The organism is Methanomicrobiales archaeon, from assembly GCA_030019205.1.
GTDB lineage: Archaea > Halobacteriota > Methanomicrobia > Methanomicrobiales > JACTUA01 > JASEFH01.
The window spans coordinates 31,236-49,551 of sequence record JASEFH010000004.1 but is presented as its reverse complement, the minus strand read 5'-3'; the positions used below and the strand labels follow the sequence as shown (position 1 = coordinate 49,551).

The following is an 18,316-nucleotide window of genomic DNA, read 5'->3' as shown; positions in this document are numbered from 1 at the left end:
CCGTTCCGTTCGGGAGGTGAGACGCAGGACACTCCCCGAGCTCTGGCGGAGCAGCCGTATCGCAGGGGGGCGGCGCTCTGGCCGTCTCCTGCCGGACGTTTGCCATGGCGTGCAGGCCGCACACACCGCGGAGCGGCGTGGCGGGGGATGCGTGTTCTCTGCGGCGGCAGGGCGGGTTGCGGTGAAGGGGCGGACGCGAGCGGGGCCAGCCCCCTGAACAATACTATGAACAATTTAACCAATGAACAGCTGGTATGGAATGGAGATTAGAGGCTGATATGCACGGGGAATCGCACGAACCTTTGGTTCGTGATGGAACTCCCAAATAACAAAAAAGAGGCTTGTGCCCTCGCGTTCACAGGAGCCCGAAGGACTTGAGCGTGACCTCCGGGTTCACCTTGCCCACGTGGTAGACGGCCCCCTCGGAGAGCTCGTTGATGATCACTTCCGCCGGCGAGAAGAGCGCCGTATCGATCTGGTAGAAGTCGAAGTTCGCCTCCTTGAAGATCTCGTAGAAGGGTTTCCCGTATCCCCTGGAGGTGCTGCTCGGAATCCTGTCCAGGTAGTCCTTGATCTCGGGGGCCTTCATCGTCAGAAGGATGCTGCCGTGATAGATGGTGGCATCGTTCGTCGCCCCCATTGCCCGCGTGCTGTCCTTCTTCACCGGCGCGATCGGGGCGGTGCCGATGCCGCTCTGGATCTTCGTCGTGTCGAACCCGAGTTCGTTCAGTTTATAGACAGCCGTCTCCACGCAGCGCCCGGCCACCTGGATCGATCCGACCAGGGACGCAGTCGGGGCGACCACCACGCCCACGTTCTCCACATCGACGTTGCACTCCTCGGCGATCTTCTCCATCACCTCGCCGTTCGGCAGGGTGTTGCTCTCCAGCGCCAGGATGGCGTAGTCGAAGTCGTCCTCGTAGTTGATCACCTCGAACGTGTGCTTCGGCTTCAGCGAGAGAGCACGGGCAGGACCGCTCCCCATCGCGAAGTAGTTGCCCACCTTGACCGTCCAGCCGGCCTTCTGCGACCCCAGACAGGCGATGGCGGGAAAATCGGTGTTGACCTCGACGAATGCCAGAGGCACGTCCCGGACCCGCCCCATCCGGAAGGTAACCTCCCCGAGCCCCCCCAGGCATATCTCGGTGAACCGCTTGCCGGCGAGGTATCCGCCGGTCGTCCGCACCCCGCAGTCGACGATGCGACCGCCGTTGTCCAGCTGGTGGAACGCGGCGTTAAACTCCTCCGGAAACTCGGCAATTTCATCGAATAAATCCAATGCCAGTTCGTTTACACTGATCACAAGGAAACCCCCTGTACCCGGATAAAAGACGGTGCTGAAACAGATAATTGTTTTTAATTGATATCTGCCATGCAGACCTGCATGGCGATTCCGTCAGCGGAGCGCCTCGAGCACCTTCTCCGGCTCGTAGCGGAGACTGATCAGCCGCGTCCTCCCCCGCCCCTCCCGGTAGTGGAGGTTGATCAGACGCAGCGCATCGAACTTCCTGACCATCTCGTAGAACTTGGTGTAGCGGATCTGCAGGGGCTCCTTGACCTGGTTGAAGACCTCGCCGGCGTTCATCTCCTGGTCTCCCCCGGACATCTCCGCGATCCGCTGCAGGAGCTGCTTCTCCTCGGGCTTCAGGACCCGTACGGTGAACGAGAGGTGCAGGTAGCGGGAGATCTCGTACGCCTTGCAGATATCATCGCGGTTCACCGTTCTGCGGGCTTCGTGCTCGGCATTCAGCACCGCCCGCTTCAAGAGGTCGATCCCCACCCGCAGATCCCCGCTCTTCATCGTCTGCTCGACCACCATGTCGGACATCTCCGCGGAGAGCACCCCGGGGTAGAGCCCCTGGAGCACCCGTTCCTGGAGGATGTGGCGGATCTCCTCCTCCGTGTAGGGGGGGAAGTAGATCTCGGTGGGGCGGAAGACCGAGGCGACGCGGGCATCCAGCTCACGCGTCATGTCCACCGCCATATCGCTCACGATCAGGACGACCCCGATGCGGGTGCCGGGGTAGACCTCGTGGGAGCGGAGGAGGGTGTAGAGCACCTTGTTGAGCTCGTTCTCGTAGAGGAGGTAGTTCGCGTCGTCCAGGATCACCAGGAGCACATGATCCTCCCGCTGCATGATCCTCGCCACCGCATCGAAGACCTGCTTGAAGGAGGTGCCGGACGAGGGGGGAAGGTGGCCCGCGAGTTTGCGGTAGATCTGGGAGAAGATGGCGAACTTGGTGTTGTCGATCTGGCAGTTGATGTAGACGGGGACCACCTTCCGCGTGGTCTCCTCGATCTCGGAGCAGAGCTTCTTGACGCTCGTCGTCTTGCCGGTGCCGGGGAGACCTTTGCAGATGGTGTTCAGCGGGCGCCCTCCCCGGAAGGCGGGGCGGATCTGGAAGGCGAGCTCCCGCATCTGGATCTCGCGGTGGTGGAACTGCTCCGGAACGTAGTCGATCTCGAAGACCTCGGGATCCCGGAAGAGCGTCTCGTCCCACATCAGCAGGTTCTTCTTCATACCGGCAGCGCCACAGAGAGTATTTGCCCTGCAGAGCAAAAATATTTGCCTGTCTGGCCCGCTTTACGGTGCCTTCATGCATTTCTTGCAGAGCGTCCGCCCCGTGAAGAGCTGACTCATCTGGTTCTGGCCCTTGGAGACCGGCGCCTGGCACTCCTCACAGACGAACTCGGCCGATGGCGGCGCTCCAGCCGGTGAGGGGCTCTGCACAGCCGTCTCCGGTGGTCTGGCCGCCGCCGGTGCGGACGGGGCGGGCGGTTCGGGGATGCGTTTCGGCGCCGCCGCCGCGGGGGGAGCCGCTGCCGGCGCCTTCTCCTGCGGCGGTTCCCTCTTCGGAGGGGCCTGCTGCTCCGGGGCCCCCTCCGCCTTCTGCAGGGCGAAGACCCGGCTGCGGTAGCTGTCCACCCGCTGTGCGGTCTCCTTGGTGCCTCGCCCGAGCCGGGACAGGATCCGGTCCAGGAACCCGATCAGCTCCTCGGCGTCCTGCTCGTTCTCAATCTCGCCCCCGACATCCAGGCGGAGGTTCTCGTAATTGTCGAGATTGATGGTGATTCCGATGCTGAAGTTCCTCTTTGACATCTGCACTGATGTATACGACCGCTGACAGGATAATTATGTTCCCTGCGCCGTGCGGATGAAAGCACCGGTGTTTCGGGCTTTTGTGACCCTGATGTCGCCGCCCTCCTCCCCCAGCACCTCGCGGGCAGCCTTCTCCAGCGCCGGCACGCCCGTGTCGGCGACGGCATACACCGTCGGCCCGAACGAACTCATGCCGGCGCAGGCTGCTCCGCCCTCGCGGAGGGCGTCCATCAGGGTGCCGACGAGCGGCGCCTGCCTCCCGATCTCCACCTTCTTGAACCCGATCTGCTGGATGCGGTTGACTGCAGCCCCGAATAGGTCCAGATCGTGCTCCACGACCCCCGGCAGCATCCGCACCAGCACCTCGTGGCAGATCTCCCGCACCTCGTCGAGGGGGACGGGACAGCAGCTGCGGAATATATCGACCTCCTCCCTCCGGCTCGCCCCCTCCCCCGTGCGGGGCGTGACGAGCAGGATGCTCCAGTCCTCCGGAAAGGGGTGGCGGGCGATCGGATGCGCCGGCGTCGTCCCGCGGGATGCAGCGCTGGGGCGGAACTCCTTCTTCTCCCCGAACTCCCCGAAGCTGTGCCCGCCGTCGACGATGAGGCCCCCCGTCTCGAACGCGGCGGTGCCGATCCCCGACGTGCCGCCCCTCCCCACGATCCGGGCCATTTCGCGCACGCCGAGCGATCGGCCGGCCAGCTGGCAGACCGCTGCCGCCGTGGAGAGTGCGATCTGCGTCCCGCTCCCCAGCCCCCTGTGCTGCGGGACGGGATCGATCAGCGTGAACTCTCCCGAGGGCGGAAGGCCGAAGTGGCGGCAGACGGCCCCGGCAGCCTCCCGCACCCGGGCCTGCTGCTCCTCGCCCCCACCCCGCACCGCGAGCGTGCCGCTCCTCCGGGCGAGCAGGACCGTTCTCGGGCTGTCGAGCGTGATGCCGACGCCCCCGTCCACCCTGCCCAAGCCCCCGTGCATGTCCGTCAGGGCGAGGTGGAGGCGGGACGGGGCATCCACGGCGACGGTGATCGTGTCGCCGAACCTGGAATAGGGGAACACCTCCTCGATGGCGATGAGGGGCTTCTCCTGGTGGACGATGTGGTAGGACCGGGTGATGAGCGGCTCGTTTCTGAAGATCGAGAAGACCGAACTGAGCTGCTCGTCGGCGGGGCGGATGCCGAACCCGGTGATCTCGCGCCGCGCCTCGATGCGGTGCCGCTGCATGATCTTCCCGATGGGGATGTCCGCCCGCATCAGGTCCGCCCGGAACGCCGGGTCGAGCCTCCGCAGGGGAGTCTCCGAGCGTGCGTAGATCAGCACCTCCCCCGTCCGCCCGTTCTTCAGCTCCACGATCCGGTGGTTCACCGGATCGCCCTCCGCAATGCCGAGGGATTCCGCCAGCGCTGCATCGCAGGGCCCCACCTCCTGCAGAAGCGTCTCGATCTCCACCGGGCCTCCCGTGACGATCTCCAGCAGGGCCGTCACCGACCCGTCCGTCCCCAGGAGTATCTTCTGCACCGTCGAGAGTGCGCCCAGCTCCCGTTCCAGTTCCTCCAGCATCGTGCGGATGTCCTGCATCTCCCGCCTCCCCCGGCTCCCGGCAATCATACCGTCCGCCCATCCCTGCCAAAGAGCATCGGCAGGAACTCCGTGGCGTTCATCGTTCCGAACATGCCCTTCGCCGCCTCGCTCTCGGAGAAGCTCCCGCATCCGTCCGTCCCCCTCCCGAGAACGGCGAAGGGGACGGGCGTGCGGGTGTGCGTCTTCAGGCGGAGCGGCGTGGCATGGTCGGGCAGCACCGCCACCACCCCGTCGAACCGGTCCAGGATCGTGCCCACCATGCCGTCGAAGCGTTCGAGGGCGCGGATCTTCTCCTCCAGGCTCCCCAGATGGCTCGCCTCGTCGGTCGCCTCCACGTGCAGGTACACGAAGTCCAGGCGCTCGAGGGCGGCGAGCGCGTAGCGTGCCTTCGCCTGGTAGTCGGTGTCCAGATAGCCGGTCGCCCCCGGCACCCGGATCACCTCCATGCCGGCGTAGCGGGCGATGCCGTTCAGGAGATCGACCGCCGAGATCATCCCCCCCGGCAGCCCGTACTTCTCGGCAAAGGAGGGCATGGACGGGCGCCGCCCCCCGCTCCAGGGCCAGACCATCGTCGCCGGCGGCTTCCCCGCCCGCACCCGCGCGGCGTTGAGCGGGTGGTGGGCAAACACTCTCCTGCTCGCCTCCATGACGGCAAGAAGCCTCTCTCTGTCCCCTCCGCGGGGGAGGTAGTCTGCGCAGGGCCGTCCCACGATGTCGTGCGGGGGTGTGGTGACCGCCCCCTCCCCCCCGGGCACGACGAGCAGATTGCGGTAGCTGATCCCGGGGTACGCCCGCACCGGGGAGACTTCCGCGTCCAGGGCGCGGATCAGCGCAGCCCCCTCCTCGCTCCCGATGTGGCCGGCGGAGAAGTCCTGCATCACCCCGTCCCGGACCGTGACCAGGTTGCAGCGGTAGGCGATATCCCCCTCCAAAAGCGGCACCCCGATGTTCGCCGCCTCCAGCGGACCCCGTCCCGTGTAGTATCGGGCGGGATCGTAGCCCAGGATGGAGAGGTTGGCGATGTCGCTTCCCGCCTCCATCTCATCCGGAATGGTGCGGAGCAGACCGCAGGCGCCCTCCCGGGCGATCCGGTCCATGTTCGGGGTGCGGGCGTGCTGGAGCGGAGTCCGCCCCCCGAGAGCCTCGATCGGCTCGTCCGCCATGCCGTCCCCCAGGAGCACGATGTACTTCATGCGGCGCCTCCCAGGACCCCCAGGACCCCCAGCGTGGGGAGGGTGGTGATGAGGGCGGCGACCGCCGCCCCCGCCGCAATCGCCGGCAGGGCGTGACGGAACTGGATCCCGAAGATGAACGCCGCGGCGGCGCCGCTCCAGGCGCCGGTGACCGGAACCGGCAGGGCGACGAAGAGGAAGAGCGCGAACGTCCCCCACCGCTCGAAGCGGTCGCCGTGGCGGCGGGTCCGCTCGAAGAGCCAGGCGAAGAACCGATCGAAGAGTCCCGAGCGGGCCGAGAGCCAGTCCGATACCGGCTCCAGGAAGAGCAGGAGGGGGATCACGGGAAGGATGTTCCCGAGAAGACCCAGGGCATAGGCTTCCAGGGGGGCGAACCCGAGCAGGATGGCGAACGGTATCGCGTAGCGCGCCTCAAAGAAGGGCAGGGCCCCGAGCGCCACCACCGTGAACGCTGCCGGTATGCTCATGCACCACGCTTCCCCAGCATCGCCGAGACGGCGATCCGCACGCTCTCCCGCGATCCCACGGCCGGCTTCCAGCCGAGGGCTTTCAGCTTCTCCACGGAGAGCAGCATCCGGGGCACGTCCCCCACCCAGCCCCGGGCCCCTCCCGTGTACCGGTACTCCACGCCGGACAGCCCCATCTCCTCCGCCACGATATCGGCGATCGACGTCACGTCGATCCAGTCCTCGGAACCGACGTTGTAGACGTCGAACCTGTCCCCCGCATGGTCGGCGGCATAGAGCATCGCATCCACGCAGGCGTGCACCTCCAGGTACGACTTCGTCTGCCTCCCGTCCCCCAGGATCTCCAGGACCGCCGGGTTCCGGCGGAGCTTCTGGATGAAGTCCCAGCAGACCCCGTGGTTGGACCGCTCGCCGATGATGTTGGCGAACCGGAAGACCCAGGCCCGCATGCCGAAGGAATGGCAGTAGGCGGAGATGAGCGCCTCGCAGGCGAGCTTGGTCCCCCCGTAGACCGACACGGGTTCGAGGGGCGCGTACGCCTCCGGTGTCGGAATCACGGTTGCATCCCCGTACACGGTGGATGTGGAGGTGAACACGAGCTGCGGGACACCCTGGATCCGCATCGCCTCCAGCACCCGGGCGGTCGCGAGCACGTTGTTGCTGACGGGCGACTGCGGAGACAGGGCGCTCTCCCGCACATCCGGATCCGCCGCGAGATGGTACACCCTGTCGGCGGCGGCAAGAGAGGACTGCCACCCGTCGTCCAGGAGATCCGCCTGCAGGAACCGGATCCGCCCGGCATCCAGGTGCTCGCGGAGATTGTCGATCGTTCCGGTGCAGCAGCTGTCGATCACCAGCACCGAATCCCCGCGAGCGACCAGCGCATCGACGAGATGCGATCCGATGAACCCGGCTCCGCCGGTGACTACGGAAAACATGCTGTTCTACTGTACATTCCATGCCGCCAACTATTTCACTGTTGTGCACGCCGCGGGATCTGCCGGCCGCAGGGGAATCCGCCCCTCCCGCCGCAGCCGGATCGCGCTTCGGGCACGCATACCGGATGATATTTAAGGATGGCACCAGAATCTACATGTTCAACGATCGCCGTGCGGCGATCCCGCAGTATCAGGGGTCCGGCCATGTTCATCGGCATCGATCACGGAACGACGGCAATCCGGTTCGCATCCGAAGAGGGGGTCTTCAAGATCTCCCGCGAGAAGGCAAAGGAGTTCCGCTTCGAGCACCTGGAACGGCTCGCCCCCCTGTCCGAGATCGAGGGTGTGGCCGTCTGCTACTCCATGGGCGACGGGATCAGCCGGATCTCCGACATCCGCCGCGTGAAGAACCGGGGCGTGGTGAGCCGGGAGGGGGCCGGGCGGCACATCGGAGGCGGAACGCAGGTCTACGACGAGATCCAGAGGAGTGGTCTCCCCGCCGTGGTGATCCCCGGACTCCACCGCGGATCCCCCACCGATCCCCGCTTCAAGGCCTACAGCCACCAGGCGAGCCCGGAGAAGGTGGGCATCGCCTACGAGGTTGCAGCCCGGATCGGCCGCGACTTCGTGGTCTCGGACGTCAGCTCCAATACGGTGACGCTGCTCGTCTCGGACGGGCGGATCGTCGGGGCTCTGGACGCCTGCATCTTCGCTCCCGGCACCACGCAGGGGGCGATCGACGTGGACGCGATCCGCCGTATCGACCGGGGGGAGATCACGGCGAACGAGGCGTTTGTCCACGCCGGGGTGAACTTCACCCTGCCGGAACCGGAGCGGCTCCGCACGCTGGCCCTCTTCTCTGCCATGGAGTGCGCCGCCCTGCGGATCCTGAATCCCGCAGCGAGGGTGGCGCTGTCCGGCTCGATGGCGCCGGCTGTCGCCCCCGCGGTGGAACGCCTCCTCCGGCAGGACGTCGCGGTCTTCGACGAGTGGTGTGCGGCCCGCGGGCTGGCGAGGATGGCCCGCGATGTATTCCGGGGAGAGGAGGAGATCCTGGGCATCCCGGTGGACCGCTGACCCGCTGCACTCGGAACCTCCCGTCCCGCAGTGCGGTATGCGGGCAGGCCCGATCCCTGCCAGATGCCGGTTGAGAACCGGGAAATTCGGGAAATCCGCGTCAATATGGCTGTTTCCGCCCGAATCCCTGCGGCAGGAGCCGGAGAAGCGCTAGAATTATCTATGATCAATCGTGTAAAATCTATGGGGGTTACTGCATTTGAAGGAATTGCGCATACACGGCAGGGGCGGTCAGGGTTCGGTCACCGCGGCCGAACTGATCGCCGTTGCAGCCTTCCACGACGGCATGTACGCACAGGCGTTCCCCGCGTTCGGCGTGGAGCGGAGAGGTGCACCGGTGCAGGCATTCGTACGATTCTCCAGCGAGAAGATCCGCCTCCGGAGCCAGATCTACGAGCCGGACTACATCATCGTACAGGATCCCACCCTGATCGCGGATGTGAACGTCTACCAGGGGATGCGGGAGGGGGGGATCGCCATCGTCAATACCGAAAAAGAGCAGGACGCAATCCGGGTTCCGCCGGGCGTAAAACTGGTGCGGGTCGACGCGACCCAGATCGCCCTCGACGTCCTGGGCGTACCCATCACCAACACGGCCCTGATGGGGGCGTTCGCCGCTGCCACGGGCATGATCCGGTTCCAGGCCCTTGCCGATGCCATCCGCCACCGTTTCGGCAGGGATCTGGCCGAAAAGAACATCCAGGCGGCCCGGCGGGCCTATGAGATGGTGGGAGGCGCATCCTGATGCCGCTCGAGGTGGGATGCGTCGCACGCCCCGGCAGGGCCCGGGAGAATATCACCGGCTCGTGGCGGGTCTTCCGCCCGGTCGTGGACGTGGAGAAGTGCACCCGCTGCGGGCTCTGCCAGCTGATCTGTCCGGAGTCCGCTGTGGAGAAGCGGGACGAAGAGTACGTGGTCAACCTAGACTACTGCAAGGGCTGCGGGCTCTGCGCCGCCGAGTGTCCGGGCGAGGCGGTCGAGATGGCGCGGGAGGAGAAGTAGATGATGCAGATCATGGAGGGATCGATTGCGGTCGCCACGGCGGTGAAACTCTGCCGCCCGCAGGTGATCTCCGCCTATCCGATCACGCCCCAGACCCATATCGTCGAAGCCCTGGCAGACATGGTCGCCAACTGCGAGATCGACGCGGAGTACATGACCGTCGAGAGCGAGTTCTCCGCCCTTTCCGCCTGTCTCGGCGCCAGCGCTGCGGGTTCCCGGGTCTACTCGGCGACCACGTCGCAGGGTCTCGCCCTGATGTTCGAGGTATGCTTCAACGTTGCCGGCATGCGCCTCCCCATCGTCATGAGCATCGCCAACCGCTCGCTCTCGGCGCCCCTGAGCATCTGGAACGACCACCAGGACTCCATATCCCTGCGTGACTCGGGCTGGATGCAGATGTATGCCGAGGACAACCAGGAGTCCGCCGACCTCCACTACATCGCCTATAAAGCGGCGGAGGATCACGGCGTCCTGCTCCCGGCGATGGTCTGCTTCGACGGGTTCATCCTCTCCCACACCTACGAACCCGTGGACATCCCCACCCAGGAGGAGGTGGACGCCTTCCTGCCGCCCTTCAAGCCGTATCACCGCCTGGATGCCCGCGATCCCATCAGCTTCGGGATGTATGCCACGCCGGACTACTATATGGAGTTCCGCTACGAGGTCGACCGGGCTCTGCAGCGAGCGCAGGACGTGCTCTACAGGGCCGGGAAAGAGTTCGGCGAGCAGTTCGGGCGGGACTACAGCGCTCCCGTCGAGGGCTACCGCCTGGAGGATGCGGATATGGCCCTCGTGGCGATGGGATCGGTCTGCGGCACGATCAAGGACGCGATCGACGAGATGCGGATGGACGGGAAGAAGGTGGGTCTCCTGAAGATTCGCAGCTTCCGCCCGTTCCCGAAGAAGGCGGTCGCCGAATCCCTCCGGGACGTCTCGAGCGTCGCCGTGCTCGACAAGAACATATCGCTCGGCACCGGCAGCGGCGCCGTCGTCTACGAGGTGCGGGACGCCCTCTACGGCTCCGATATTGCGGTGCGGGACTTCGTCGCCGCTCTCGGGGGCCGCGACATCCGCAAGAAAGATATTGCCAATATCTTCGGCCACCTGGAGAGAGGGGAAGGGGACATGTTCTACGGACTGCGGCAGGAGGTGCTGTAGATGGCGGTCGACAGAAGCCTCGAGCTCTTCGAGTGCGGGCACCGGGCCTGTCCGGGCTGCGGGCCGGCACTGACGGCGCGGCTCGTGCTGAAGGCGGCAGGGGCGAACACGATCATCGTTGCCCCCACGGGCTGCCTGGAGGTCTTCTCCACGCCCTACCCGGAGACGGCGTGGAAGGTCCCCTGGATCCACTCCCTCTTCGAGAACGCGGCGGCCGTCGCCTCGGGTGTCGAGGCGGCGTTGCGGAAGCAGGGGAGGGACGAGAAGGTGGTGGTGATCGGAGGGGACGGCGCCACCATCGATATCGGGATGCTCTGCATCAGCGGGGCGTTCGATCGGGGGCACGACTTCACTTACATCTGCTACGACAACGAAGCCTACATGAACACCGGCATCCAGCGCTCGGGTGCCACGCCCCTGGATGCGAGCACCACCACCAGCCCCGCGGGGAAGTGCTCCCTCGGGAACCGCCGACCCAAGAAGGATATGCCCCAGATCATGGCCGCCCACGGTGCCCCCTACGTGGCCACCACCTCGGTCGCCTATCCGACCGACCTGATGAACAAGGTGGAGCGGGCGATCAACACCCCGGGACCGTCGTACGTGCAGATCCATGCGCCCTGCTGCACCGGCTGGGGGTTCGATGGCTCCCAGACGATCGCGATCGGCAAGCTGGCGGTCGAGACCGCCCTCTGGGTGATGTACGAGATGGTGGACGGGGAGGTCACCCGGGCAAAGAAGGTGGTGCGAAAACCCGTCGAGGAGTATTTAAAGGAACAGAAACGGTTCCGCCATCTCTTCAAGCCCCAGCGGCGGGACGAGGAGATTGCCAAAATCCAGGCGATCGCAGACCGCAACGCCGAGAAGTTCGGCATCGACATCAAGCCCAGAAAATAGAGAGGGCATAGTAGAGGCCAAAGAGCATCATGGCGATGCCGCTGGCCTTCACCACTTTTGCGTAGTGAACCCCGAGAAACCCTGCACTGCGGGCGACGATGAGGGAGAGTGCGATGTACCAGACGAGATCCGCGCCGATATGCCCGACGTAGAACGGAATCGGCTCCGGGTTGAGGGCGAGGAATCCCGCCCCGAACGTGAGCCACCAGATCCACCAGTAGGGGTTCGAGAGCGTGGCGGTCACCCCGAAGACGAACGGGCGGTGCCCCAGCGGGAGTGAGCCGCCGACCTCGCCCGTGCTCCGGAACTGCTGGATCCCGAAGAAAACGAGCACGGCGGAGCCGGCGAGCGCGATCCCCTCCAGGAAGGGGACCGTCTGCACGCCGAACGCGATCGCCGCCACCACCAGAGCCTCCAGGATCCCGTGGCCCAGGACCAGGAGAGCGGCCGCAGGGAGCGGCCGCTCGTGCGCCGCGCCGATCACGTAGGCCGTCATCGGACCGGGGGCGACCGCCCCGCTGAACCCGATGACGAGCGACGCAAGCATCACGCTAAGCACGGCGTCCGCCCCTCCGCGTGAGCAGGTAGGGGACCAGGAAGATGATGAGCGCGCTCACCCAGATGGTCCCGAACCCGATCAGGAGCAGTTCGCGGGGGCGGTCGTAGAACCGCACCTCGAAGGCCCGCGTCGCGTTCCAGTGGATCCGCAGGGATCCGTTCTGCTCCTCGATCTCCCCCCCGCCGCCGACGACGCCCAGGAACGGGTTCCGCACGTCGAAGTGCGCCGGCAGGAAGACCTGCACCCGGTACGGCTCCTCGAACGTGCCCTGGATATGGTTGTCCCGGATCGGGGCGGTGTAGGAGATGGTGTAGTTCCCCGGCGGGAACGCGATCGTGGAGGGGCGCGGGGTGGTGAAGGGGCAGGAATCGCAGGTCGCGTTCGAGAGGGTGATGTTCGAGACCGTCTGGGGTATCCGTTCGCCCAGGAGCCCGGGCTCCACGAAGGAGTACTCGGAGCGGCCCGAAACCTCCACGATCGCGGTGCAGGCGGTCCCGTTCTCCAGCACGTAGTAGTCCGCGGAGAGAGCCCCCGCTCCTCCGATCAGGACTATAAGCCCAATACAGAGAGCAAGGAGCGCTGGTCCGCGTCGATCTCCCGGGGGGGCTCGCATTGCCTGATCACGGTCTCCGGGTCCTTCAGCAGGTGGCCGGTCACCACGCAGACCACCCGTTCGTCCCTGTCGATCACACCCATCTCCACCAGTCTCCGCACGCCGGCCACCGACGCCGCGGAGGCGGGCTCGACGCCGATGCCCTCCTTCGCGGCCAGTTCCCGCTGCATGCGCAGGATCTCCGCATCGCTCACCGATGCCGCCGCACCTCCCGTGGTCCGGATGGCGGCGAGCGCCTTCTCGGCGTTCACCGGCGCCCCGATGCGGATGGCGGTCGCCACCGTCTCGGGATGCGGTTCGGCGATCACTTCGGGGTAGTTCCGCTCGATCGCGTCCACCACCGGGCGGGATCCTTCCGCCTGGATGCCGGTCATCCGCGGAAGGTGGTCGATCCAGCCCAGCTCGCGGTACTCCAGCAGGCCCTTGTGGATGGCGGAGATGTTGCCGGCGTTGCCCACGGGGAGCACGATCCGGTCCGGAACGCCCCCCAGCTGATCGATCACCTCGAACCCGATCGTCTTCTGACCCTCCAGACGGAAGGGGTTGATGGAGTTCAGCAGGTAGAGCCCGTGGGAGAGGCAGAGCTCGTGCACCATCTCGAGCGCCCGATCGAAGTTGCCGCGGATGGTGATCGCCTTCGCCCCGTGGATCAGCGCCTGGGCCACCTTGCCGAGGGCGACCTTTCCGCTCGGCAGGAGGACGACCGCAGGGATTCCCGCCTTCGCGGCGTAGACGGCAAGGCTTGCGGACGTGTTGCCCGTGCTCGCGCAGGCGACCATCTTCTTGTTCAGCTGCAGCGCCATGCTCACTCCGACGGTCATTCCGCGGTCCTTGAACGACCCGGAGGGGTTCATGCCCTCGTGCTTGGCGTAGAGGCGGGGCAGCCCCATCTCCTCGCCCAGGCGCTTCAAGGGGTAGAGGGGGGTTCCGCCCTCCTGCAGGGTCACCGGTTCGATCCGCACGGGCAGGAGGTCGCGGTATCGCCATACGGAGAGGGGAGTCCGCTGCATGCGGGCCCGGTCCGGCGACAGGGCATCCAGATCGTACTCCACCGCCAGGAGGTGCCCGCAGCGGCTGCAGGTATACACGATCTCATCCGGCGGAAAGGATGCTCTGCAGTGGACGCAGACGAGACGGTACATATATAGGAATGGGTTGCCGGGGTTTATAGATGTGAGGCGGAGCGCATCAGGTCAAGCGGTGCACACCCGCCGCGGCGAGAAAGACGGACCAGAGCACGATGGCGACTGCCGCCCCCGCCACCGGATTCTGCAGGAGAGTCGGCATTTCCGGAGCCGCCAGCAGGAACGCCGCTGCCAGAGCGAGGGCGATCCCGAACAGGAGCGGACGGAGGTCCCCGCTCCGCGTGCGGATCCCCCCCGTCAACCGGGTGGTGCGGAACGGAAACCACCAGGCGACCCCCATCGGCGTGCAGGAGTCCTCCAGAAGGTGCAGGATGCATCCGCCGAAGAACCCCGCGCCGAACAGGGTCAGGATGCTGTCGCCGGGGAGCCCGAGGCCCAGCAGGATCAGGCGGATGTAGAGGGTGAGCAGCAGGCTGGCGAGGGCAACGCCGACGGCGGAGTGCAGCAGCCCGCGGTGGCGGGGGCGAGCCCGGCTTCCGAAGACGATGCGGAAGACGCAGGTCAGGGGATAGTAGATGAGGTAGCGGATCGTGTAGCCGAACAGGGGGAGGAGAGGCCCCAGCCGCCCCCGTCTGACGTGGTATATGGATGCATCCGCCGCGTCGGCATCCGGAGCCAGGGAACCGACGAAGATGCCGGCGAGCACCGCACCCAGGGCGGGCAGCGGCAGGACGCCGATCGCCGGGGCGAGCATCGCCGCGGCGGTGCAGAGGCTCAAAAAGACGTGGTGCCCCCCCTTCATCGGCCTCCCCGCTGCCATTCCCGCCTCAGGCGGAGATAGACATCCTCGCGCCGGTCCCGCTCCACGGGCATCCTGCGGCGCGTGCGGGCGACAGCCGCGGGATCCACGCTGAAGTCCAGCTGCTCCTCCCCCGCGCCTCCCCGCACGAGGACCGAGCCGACCGGATCGGCTGCAACCGAGCCGCCGCAGTACCGATCGACCGGCGTCTCGCCGCTGCCGTTGATGCCGCCCGCGTAAAACTGGTTCTCCAGCGCCCGCACGCGAAGCAGGAGCTCCCACGCCTCGATCCGGCTGCAGGGCCAGGCGGCCGGCACCAGCACGCACTCCGCGCCCGCCTCCGCGTAGAGCCGGAAGAGCTCGGGGAAGCGGAGGTCGTAGCAGATGGCGACGCCGAACCGCACGCCCCCGACCGTGAAGAGCAGCAGGCGCTCACCCGCTGCATAGTGCGCCGGCTCCCCGCCGGGGGAGAAGAGGTGGATCTTGGCGTACGTCCCGAGCAGAGCGCCGTCCGCGCCGATGGCGACGCAGGTGTTCCGCGGCAGGGGATGGCCCGCCTCGGGAAACGATCCCAGGATGGCGATGCCATACTCCCCGGCATAGCGGCGAAGCGTCGAGACGATCCGCCCGTCGATCCCCTCGGCAGAATGCGCCGATCGCGGGGACCACCCCGTGGCAAACTGCTCCGGAAACGCGATCAGGGCGGCGCCCCGCTCCGCCGCCTGGCGAACCATGCCCTCCGCCCGAACGAGCGCCCGATCGGGATCCTCCCAGGCGAAGGCGAACTGGGCGATGCAGACCCTGACGCTCATGGTCGGGGCAGGGAGGTCTTCCGGCGGACGCCCCGCACGATGACCAGAGCCGCACAGAACACCAGGAGCGCCATGAGCACGACCAGGAGGTGCGGGGCGTAGGGCACCGGGACGCCATAGATCCGGAGAGCGACTATGGTGCCGCCCAAGACGAGCGACAGACCCATCAGGATGATTCCCAGCGGTGGTGTGTCCGTATCCATCGAGAGGCCTCCTCGGGGATCGGGGAACAGCGATGTCCGATCCGGTTCATTGGCTAATAGGTACGCGCCCCAGGTATATAGAATAGGAGCAGACCCCATGCTTCCCCGCAGTGCAGGCAGCCGGGGGTTTTTCCCCTGATCCCGCGGAAAACGGGGCGAGAAGAACGGTGACAATCCCTCTCTCCCGGAGCAGCCGGGGCGCCCCGCCATCCCGCGACCCGGCGCCCGAACGGTCGGGAGCCGCTGCGATCGGGAGGAGAGCGGCACAGGGTGACAGAGCGACGGCAGGGACGGCCCGTCCCCCTCCGGGTCGGGGGGTCGATCCCGCAGCCCGCCCGCCCCCGCAGCATGGATTGCGCATGCAGCGCCGATCCGCGCCACAGCGAGGGTCTGGGTTCGCTGCCGCATGCCGCCTTCCGCGGCACTGCGGGAGGTCTCCCCGGGCACCGAGGAGATTCCTGCGTCCATCCGGCTGCCGGGAGAAGCGCCGGCACGCGGCCATCTGCGGGGGTACCCGGGGGCGACGGGATACGTGTGCTGCCTCGATGGGGTTCAGTTCGGTCGGAAAAAAGTGCGGATGCTATGGAGGAGCGGCTGCGGGGAGGGGGCGCCCGGTCTCACAGACTGTCTGCGGGGACCGGGGCGGGATTTTTCGCAGGGACACCCATCTCGGAGAGGACGGCGAAGATGTTGCAGCCGATCACCAGCATGTTCAGTCCGACATAGGTCTCCACCGGCACTCCCTGCATCCACAGGAACTGCGCCCACAGGACGGCGGCGAACTCGATGAGGAAGAGGAAGATCCACGTTCGCAGAGGGGAACGCTCGTTCATATGTACAGGGGTTGGACTTTTACTATTTAAATATACTGCAAGCCATAAAAAATAATTTATGAACGTGAGTTCGATACACGCAATTAAATGGGTTAAAAAACTAAAAAATTATTAATAATAACTTTTCTATGAAAAGATAAAATTTATATAACCAATTGAGCAATTTTCGTATTTGGGCGGCGATCGTACCCCGCCCAGGGAGAAGCACGTGCAGAAAAATGTATATACCATCGCATTGCTTACATGTTTTAATGGCTGCTAGCCCGGTTCTCGACTTCGAGTCCATATACCTGCTCGTTCTGCAATTGGTGGACATTGCCACATCCGCTCATGCAAACGGGGATTATGCGCTGCGGGATCGAACGCTGGAACGCCTGAGTACCCTTCGAATCGACTATTCCAGGCAGCGATCGGCCTGCTGACCTCGGGTACACGGGGGCGGGTTCCTCATCCCTAGGGGCGGCACTCTCGCTTTTGAACCGGGCCGCGTTCGGGATCGTCGGGGGCAGGGAGCGCGGTCCTTCCCTGCGATCCGGACGCTTTATTGCGGACGGGAGCCCCGCTATCCCGATCGCGGCACGATACGGGCACCCGTGGACGGGGAGGCGGGCAGCAGAGGCGGAGCATCGAGCGGTCGGCGGGCCCGTATCCGGCGTACCCTGCCCGCCGGGGAACCGTGACAGGGCTGCGGTGGCGCCCCCACATCCGATCCCCCCGGCGGCCCCGCGTCGGGAGGACGGGATCGGTTTCCCCCCCGATCGCGGACGGACCCGGGTCCTTCGCAGGGGATTCCCGGAACTGCGCGGCATGCGATGCCGGGCGCCGCCGTACTGCGGGGAGGGGCCAAGGAGAGGCGGACGCCCCGGGGAGCCCGGGACATGACCGCCCCCGAATCCTATCCGTACGGCAGCCCTGCCGCGCCATGGGAAGAGCGGAGTTCCGCCTGCAGGGGCGCCGGGCGTGGCAGGGGGATCGAAGGCGCCGCCCTCCTGAAACAGGGATGCGTGAAATGAACGACGAGCCGGCAACGACCGCGGTCGGGAGCATCCCTCCCGCCATGATCGCGCATCGGCGGGGGCGATCCCCTCTGGCACGTGCGGCACTTCGGGAATACGGAAAAAGAGATTATTCCGGGTATTCGTACAGGACCGGTTCATCCGCCCGGCGGTAGGTCACCAGCTCCTCCGGGCGGAAGTGGATCGGGATCTCCCGGGCGGCGCTCTCGGGCGAGTCCGAGGCATGGACGATGTTCTTCCCCGTCTCCATGCCCAGATCCCCCCGGATCGTGCCCGGGTTCGCCTCTGCAGGGTTCGTAGCCCCGATCACCCGCCGCACGATGGGAACCGCGTTCTTCCCCTCCCAGACCATGGCGAATACCGGTCCGGAGAGGATGTAAGCGCGGAGACCCGGGAAGAACGGCTTCTCGCGGTGCTCGCGGTACTGCTCGGTCACCTGCGCCTCCGTGAGTTGCGCCAGCTTGGCTCCGACCAGCTTCAGCCCCTTCCTCTCCAGGCGGGATACCACCTCGCCGACGAGGGCGCGCTGGACGCCGTCGGGTTTGACCATCACAAAGGTGCGGTCCAACCAGGATCACTCCTTTCCGCGAGCCCTTCTTCCGGCCTGCGTCCAGGCCACCCGTCTCGGAAACCGCCCGAGTTTATAGTTGCTCTGGCATTTGGAGCTGCAGAAATAGAAGATCGTGCCGTCCCGCCGCACGAACATCTTCCCGGTGCCCGGCTCCAGGGCACCACCGCAGAAGCTGCAGGTTCTCATCTCAACCATGGTTTCACCGTTTCGAGAGCTTCTTCGCCTCGCGCTCCGTCTCCAGGAGCATCAGCACATCCCCCTCGCGGATCGGACCCACCGTGTTCCGCGTGATGATGCGCCCCTTGTTGGGACCGTCCAGCACCCGGCACTTCACCTGCATCGCCTCGCCGTGCATGCCGGTGCTGCCGATCACCTCGACCACTTCCGCCGGGGTTCCATCGTCTGCCATGTGCCA

General features: G+C 66.1%; 23 protein-coding genes. 6 read left to right on the top strand and 17 right to left on the bottom strand.

All coding sequences use genetic code 11. The features are described 5' to 3' along the window. Positions 1–355: 355 nt before the first annotated feature. From mch to QMC96_03640, 7 genes are all read right to left on the bottom strand, one after another. Positions 356–1,303 (bottom strand): methenyltetrahydromethanopterin cyclohydrolase, encoded by a 948-nt coding sequence (mch, locus tag QMC96_03670; protein ID MDI6875855.1) that lies wholly within the window; start codon positions 1,301–1,303, stop codon positions 356–358. 93 nt (positions 1,304–1,396) lie between these two features. After that, complete coding sequence (locus QMC96_03665) at positions 1,397–2,521, bottom strand: ORC1-type DNA replication protein (protein MDI6875854.1); 1,125 nt, start codon at positions 2,519–2,521, stop codon at positions 1,397–1,399. Between the two features lie 63 nt (positions 2,522–2,584). After that, positions 2,585–3,100, bottom strand: a complete 516-nt coding sequence (locus tag QMC96_03660; GenBank protein MDI6875853.1) for a hypothetical protein — start codon at positions 3,098–3,100, stop codon at positions 2,585–2,587. A 33-nt stretch (positions 3,101–3,133) separates the two neighbouring features. Next, entirely contained in the window at positions 3,134–4,675 is a 1,542-nt protein-coding gene (locus QMC96_03655) for a beta-ribofuranosylaminobenzene 5'-phosphate synthase (GenBank protein MDI6875852.1), read from the bottom strand. 26 nt (positions 4,676–4,701) lie between these two features. Beyond that, a complete protein-coding gene (locus QMC96_03650) occupies positions 4,702–5,871 on the bottom strand; it encodes a cofactor-independent phosphoglycerate mutase (GenBank protein MDI6875851.1) in 1,170 nt (389 codons plus the stop codon). Beyond that, positions 5,868–6,338, bottom strand: a complete 471-nt coding sequence (locus QMC96_03645) for a small multi-drug export protein (protein MDI6875850.1) — start codon at positions 6,336–6,338, stop codon at positions 5,868–5,870. The genes QMC96_03650 and QMC96_03645 overlap by 4 nt, the downstream gene beginning before the upstream one ends. Continuing rightward, the gene (locus QMC96_03640) at positions 6,335–7,276 is read right to left on the bottom strand and encodes an NAD-dependent epimerase/dehydratase family protein (GenBank protein ID MDI6875849.1); all 942 of its coding nucleotides are present in this window, start codon (positions 7,274–7,276) and stop codon (positions 6,335–6,337) included. Before QMC96_03640 ends, QMC96_03645 begins: the two co-directional genes overlap by 4 nt. A 204-nt stretch (positions 7,277–7,480) precedes the next feature. Here QMC96_03640 and QMC96_03635 point away from each other — a divergent pair, with 204 nt between their 5' ends. The 5 genes from QMC96_03635 (at position 7,481) to porB (ending at position 11,410) form a co-directional block, all read left to right on the top strand. Beyond that, positions 7,481–8,353 carry a methanogenesis marker 12 protein gene (locus QMC96_03635; protein ID MDI6875848.1) on the top strand — a complete coding sequence of 291 codons (873 nt, stop codon included), beginning with the start codon at positions 7,481–7,483 and terminating at the stop codon, positions 8,351–8,353. 199 nt (positions 8,354–8,552) lie between these two features. Next, positions 8,553–9,098 (top strand): pyruvate ferredoxin oxidoreductase subunit gamma, encoded by a 546-nt coding sequence (locus tag QMC96_03630; protein MDI6875847.1) that lies wholly within the window; start codon positions 8,553–8,555, stop codon positions 9,096–9,098. Beyond that, positions 9,098–9,355 (top strand): 4Fe-4S binding protein, encoded by a 258-nt coding sequence (locus QMC96_03625; GenBank protein MDI6875846.1) that lies wholly within the window; start codon positions 9,098–9,100, stop codon positions 9,353–9,355. Before QMC96_03630 ends, QMC96_03625 begins: the two co-directional genes overlap by 1 nt. Continuing rightward, positions 9,356–10,513, top strand: a complete 1,158-nt coding sequence (locus tag QMC96_03620; protein MDI6875845.1) for a transketolase C-terminal domain-containing protein — start codon at positions 9,356–9,358, stop codon at positions 10,511–10,513. It abuts the gene before it with no gap. Further along, a complete protein-coding gene (gene porB, locus QMC96_03615) occupies positions 10,514–11,410 on the top strand; it encodes a pyruvate synthase subunit PorB (protein ID MDI6875844.1) in 897 nt (298 codons plus the stop codon). On the opposite strand, the gene QMC96_03610 is transcribed toward porB, so the two are convergent. From QMC96_03610 to QMC96_03580, 7 genes are all read right to left on the bottom strand, one after another. Then, a complete protein-coding gene (locus QMC96_03610) occupies positions 11,394–11,969 on the bottom strand; it encodes a LysE family transporter (protein MDI6875843.1) in 576 nt (191 codons plus the stop codon). The genes porB and QMC96_03610 overlap by 17 nt on opposite strands. After that, positions 11,962–12,477, bottom strand: a complete 516-nt coding sequence (locus tag QMC96_03605) for a DUF5803 family protein (protein MDI6875842.1) — start codon at positions 12,475–12,477, stop codon at positions 11,962–11,964. Before QMC96_03605 ends, QMC96_03610 begins: the two co-directional genes overlap by 8 nt. A gap of 41 nt (positions 12,478–12,518) precedes the next feature. Then, on the bottom strand, positions 12,519–13,724 hold the full coding sequence (gene thrC / locus QMC96_03600; GenBank protein ID MDI6875841.1) for a threonine synthase: 1,206 nt from the start codon (positions 13,722–13,724) through the stop codon (positions 12,519–12,521). A gap of 46 nt (positions 13,725–13,770) precedes the next feature. After that, a complete protein-coding gene (locus QMC96_03595) occupies positions 13,771–14,469 on the bottom strand; it encodes a metal-dependent hydrolase (protein ID MDI6875840.1) in 699 nt (232 codons plus the stop codon). Further along, positions 14,466–15,278, bottom strand: coding sequence for a nitrilase-related carbon-nitrogen hydrolase (locus tag QMC96_03590; protein MDI6875839.1), 813 nt, complete (start codon positions 15,276–15,278; stop codon positions 14,466–14,468). The genes QMC96_03595 and QMC96_03590 overlap by 4 nt, the downstream gene beginning before the upstream one ends. Continuing rightward, positions 15,275–15,481, bottom strand: coding sequence for a hypothetical protein (locus QMC96_03585; protein ID MDI6875838.1), 207 nt, complete (start codon positions 15,479–15,481; stop codon positions 15,275–15,277). Before QMC96_03585 ends, QMC96_03590 begins: the two co-directional genes overlap by 4 nt. Positions 15,482–16,098: 617 nt before the next feature. After that, positions 16,099–16,314 carry a hypothetical protein gene (locus QMC96_03580; GenBank protein ID MDI6875837.1) on the bottom strand — a complete coding sequence of 72 codons (216 nt, stop codon included), beginning with the start codon at positions 16,312–16,314 and terminating at the stop codon, positions 16,099–16,101. Positions 16,315–16,565: 251 nt separating this feature from the next. On the opposite strand from QMC96_03580, the gene QMC96_03575 reads away from it, so the two are divergent. After that, positions 16,566–16,736 (top strand): hypothetical protein, encoded by a 171-nt coding sequence (locus tag QMC96_03575; GenBank protein MDI6875836.1) that lies wholly within the window; start codon positions 16,566–16,568, stop codon positions 16,734–16,736. Between the two features lie 703 nt (positions 16,737–17,439). Here the strand turns inward: QMC96_03575 and ndk are convergent. From ndk to QMC96_03560, 3 genes are read right to left on the bottom strand one after another with little or no spacing between them, the layout of a single operon-like run. After that, positions 17,440–17,898: a nucleoside-diphosphate kinase gene (ndk, locus tag QMC96_03570; protein ID MDI6875835.1), complete on the bottom strand. Its 459-nt coding sequence runs from the start codon at positions 17,896–17,898 to the stop codon at positions 17,440–17,442. 6 nt (positions 17,899–17,904) lie between these two features. Next, entirely contained in the window at positions 17,905–18,096 is a 192-nt protein-coding gene (locus tag QMC96_03565) for a 50S ribosomal protein L24e (GenBank protein ID MDI6875834.1), read from the bottom strand. A gap of 4 nt (positions 18,097–18,100) precedes the next feature. Next, positions 18,101–18,310, bottom strand: a complete 210-nt coding sequence (locus QMC96_03560; protein ID MDI6875833.1) for a 30S ribosomal protein S28e — start codon at positions 18,308–18,310, stop codon at positions 18,101–18,103. Between the last annotated feature and the right edge of the window lie 6 nt (positions 18,311–18,316).

What these genes read in the sequence shown, in the direction of transcription:
- QMC96_03620 (MDI6875845.1), top strand. Translation starts at nt 9,356, where the DNA reads ATGATGCAGATCATGGAGGGATCGATTGCGGTCGCCACGGCGGTGAAA.
- porB (MDI6875844.1), top strand. Translation starts at nt 10,514, where the DNA reads ATGGCGGTCGACAGAAGCCTCGAGCTCTTCGAGTGCGGGCACCGGGCC.
- QMC96_03565 (MDI6875834.1), bottom strand. Translation starts at nt 18,096, where the DNA reads ATGGTTGAGATGAGAACCTGCAGCTTCTGCGGTGGTGCCCTGGAGCCG.
- QMC96_03650 (MDI6875851.1), bottom strand. Translation starts at nt 5,871, where the DNA reads ATGAAGTACATCGTGCTCCTGGGGGACGGCATGGCGGACGAGCCGATC.
- QMC96_03635 (MDI6875848.1), top strand. Translation starts at nt 7,481, where the DNA reads ATGTTCATCGGCATCGATCACGGAACGACGGCAATCCGGTTCGCATCC.
- QMC96_03655 (MDI6875852.1), bottom strand. Translation starts at nt 4,675, where the DNA reads ATGCAGGACATCCGCACGATGCTGGAGGAACTGGAACGGGAGCTGGGC.
- thrC (MDI6875841.1), bottom strand. Translation starts at nt 13,724, where the DNA reads ATGTACCGTCTCGTCTGCGTCCACTGCAGAGCATCCTTTCCGCCGGAT.
- QMC96_03645 (MDI6875850.1), bottom strand. Translation starts at nt 6,338, where the DNA reads ATGAGCATACCGGCAGCGTTCACGGTGGTGGCGCTCGGGGCCCTGCCC.
- QMC96_03575 (MDI6875836.1), top strand. Translation starts at nt 16,566, where the DNA reads ATGGCTGCTAGCCCGGTTCTCGACTTCGAGTCCATATACCTGCTCGTT.
- QMC96_03665 (MDI6875854.1), bottom strand. Translation starts at nt 2,521, where the DNA reads ATGAAGAAGAACCTGCTGATGTGGGACGAGACGCTCTTCCGGGATCCC.
- QMC96_03585 (MDI6875838.1), bottom strand. Translation starts at nt 15,481, where the DNA reads ATGGATACGGACACACCACCGCTGGGAATCATCCTGATGGGTCTGTCG.
- QMC96_03595 (MDI6875840.1), bottom strand. Translation starts at nt 14,469, where the DNA reads ATGAAGGGGGGGCACCACGTCTTTTTGAGCCTCTGCACCGCCGCGGCG.
- QMC96_03660 (MDI6875853.1), bottom strand. Translation starts at nt 3,100, where the DNA reads ATGTCAAAGAGGAACTTCAGCATCGGAATCACCATCAATCTCGACAAT.
- QMC96_03625 (MDI6875846.1), top strand. Translation starts at nt 9,098, where the DNA reads ATGCCGCTCGAGGTGGGATGCGTCGCACGCCCCGGCAGGGCCCGGGAG.
- QMC96_03590 (MDI6875839.1), bottom strand. Translation starts at nt 15,278, where the DNA reads ATGAGCGTCAGGGTCTGCATCGCCCAGTTCGCCTTCGCCTGGGAGGAT.
- QMC96_03580 (MDI6875837.1), bottom strand. Translation starts at nt 16,314, where the DNA reads ATGAACGAGCGTTCCCCTCTGCGAACGTGGATCTTCCTCTTCCTCATC.
- QMC96_03640 (MDI6875849.1), bottom strand. Translation starts at nt 7,276, where the DNA reads ATGTTTTCCGTAGTCACCGGCGGAGCCGGGTTCATCGGATCGCATCTC.
- QMC96_03560 (MDI6875833.1), bottom strand. Translation starts at nt 18,310, where the DNA reads ATGGCAGACGATGGAACCCCGGCGGAAGTGGTCGAGGTGATCGGCAGC.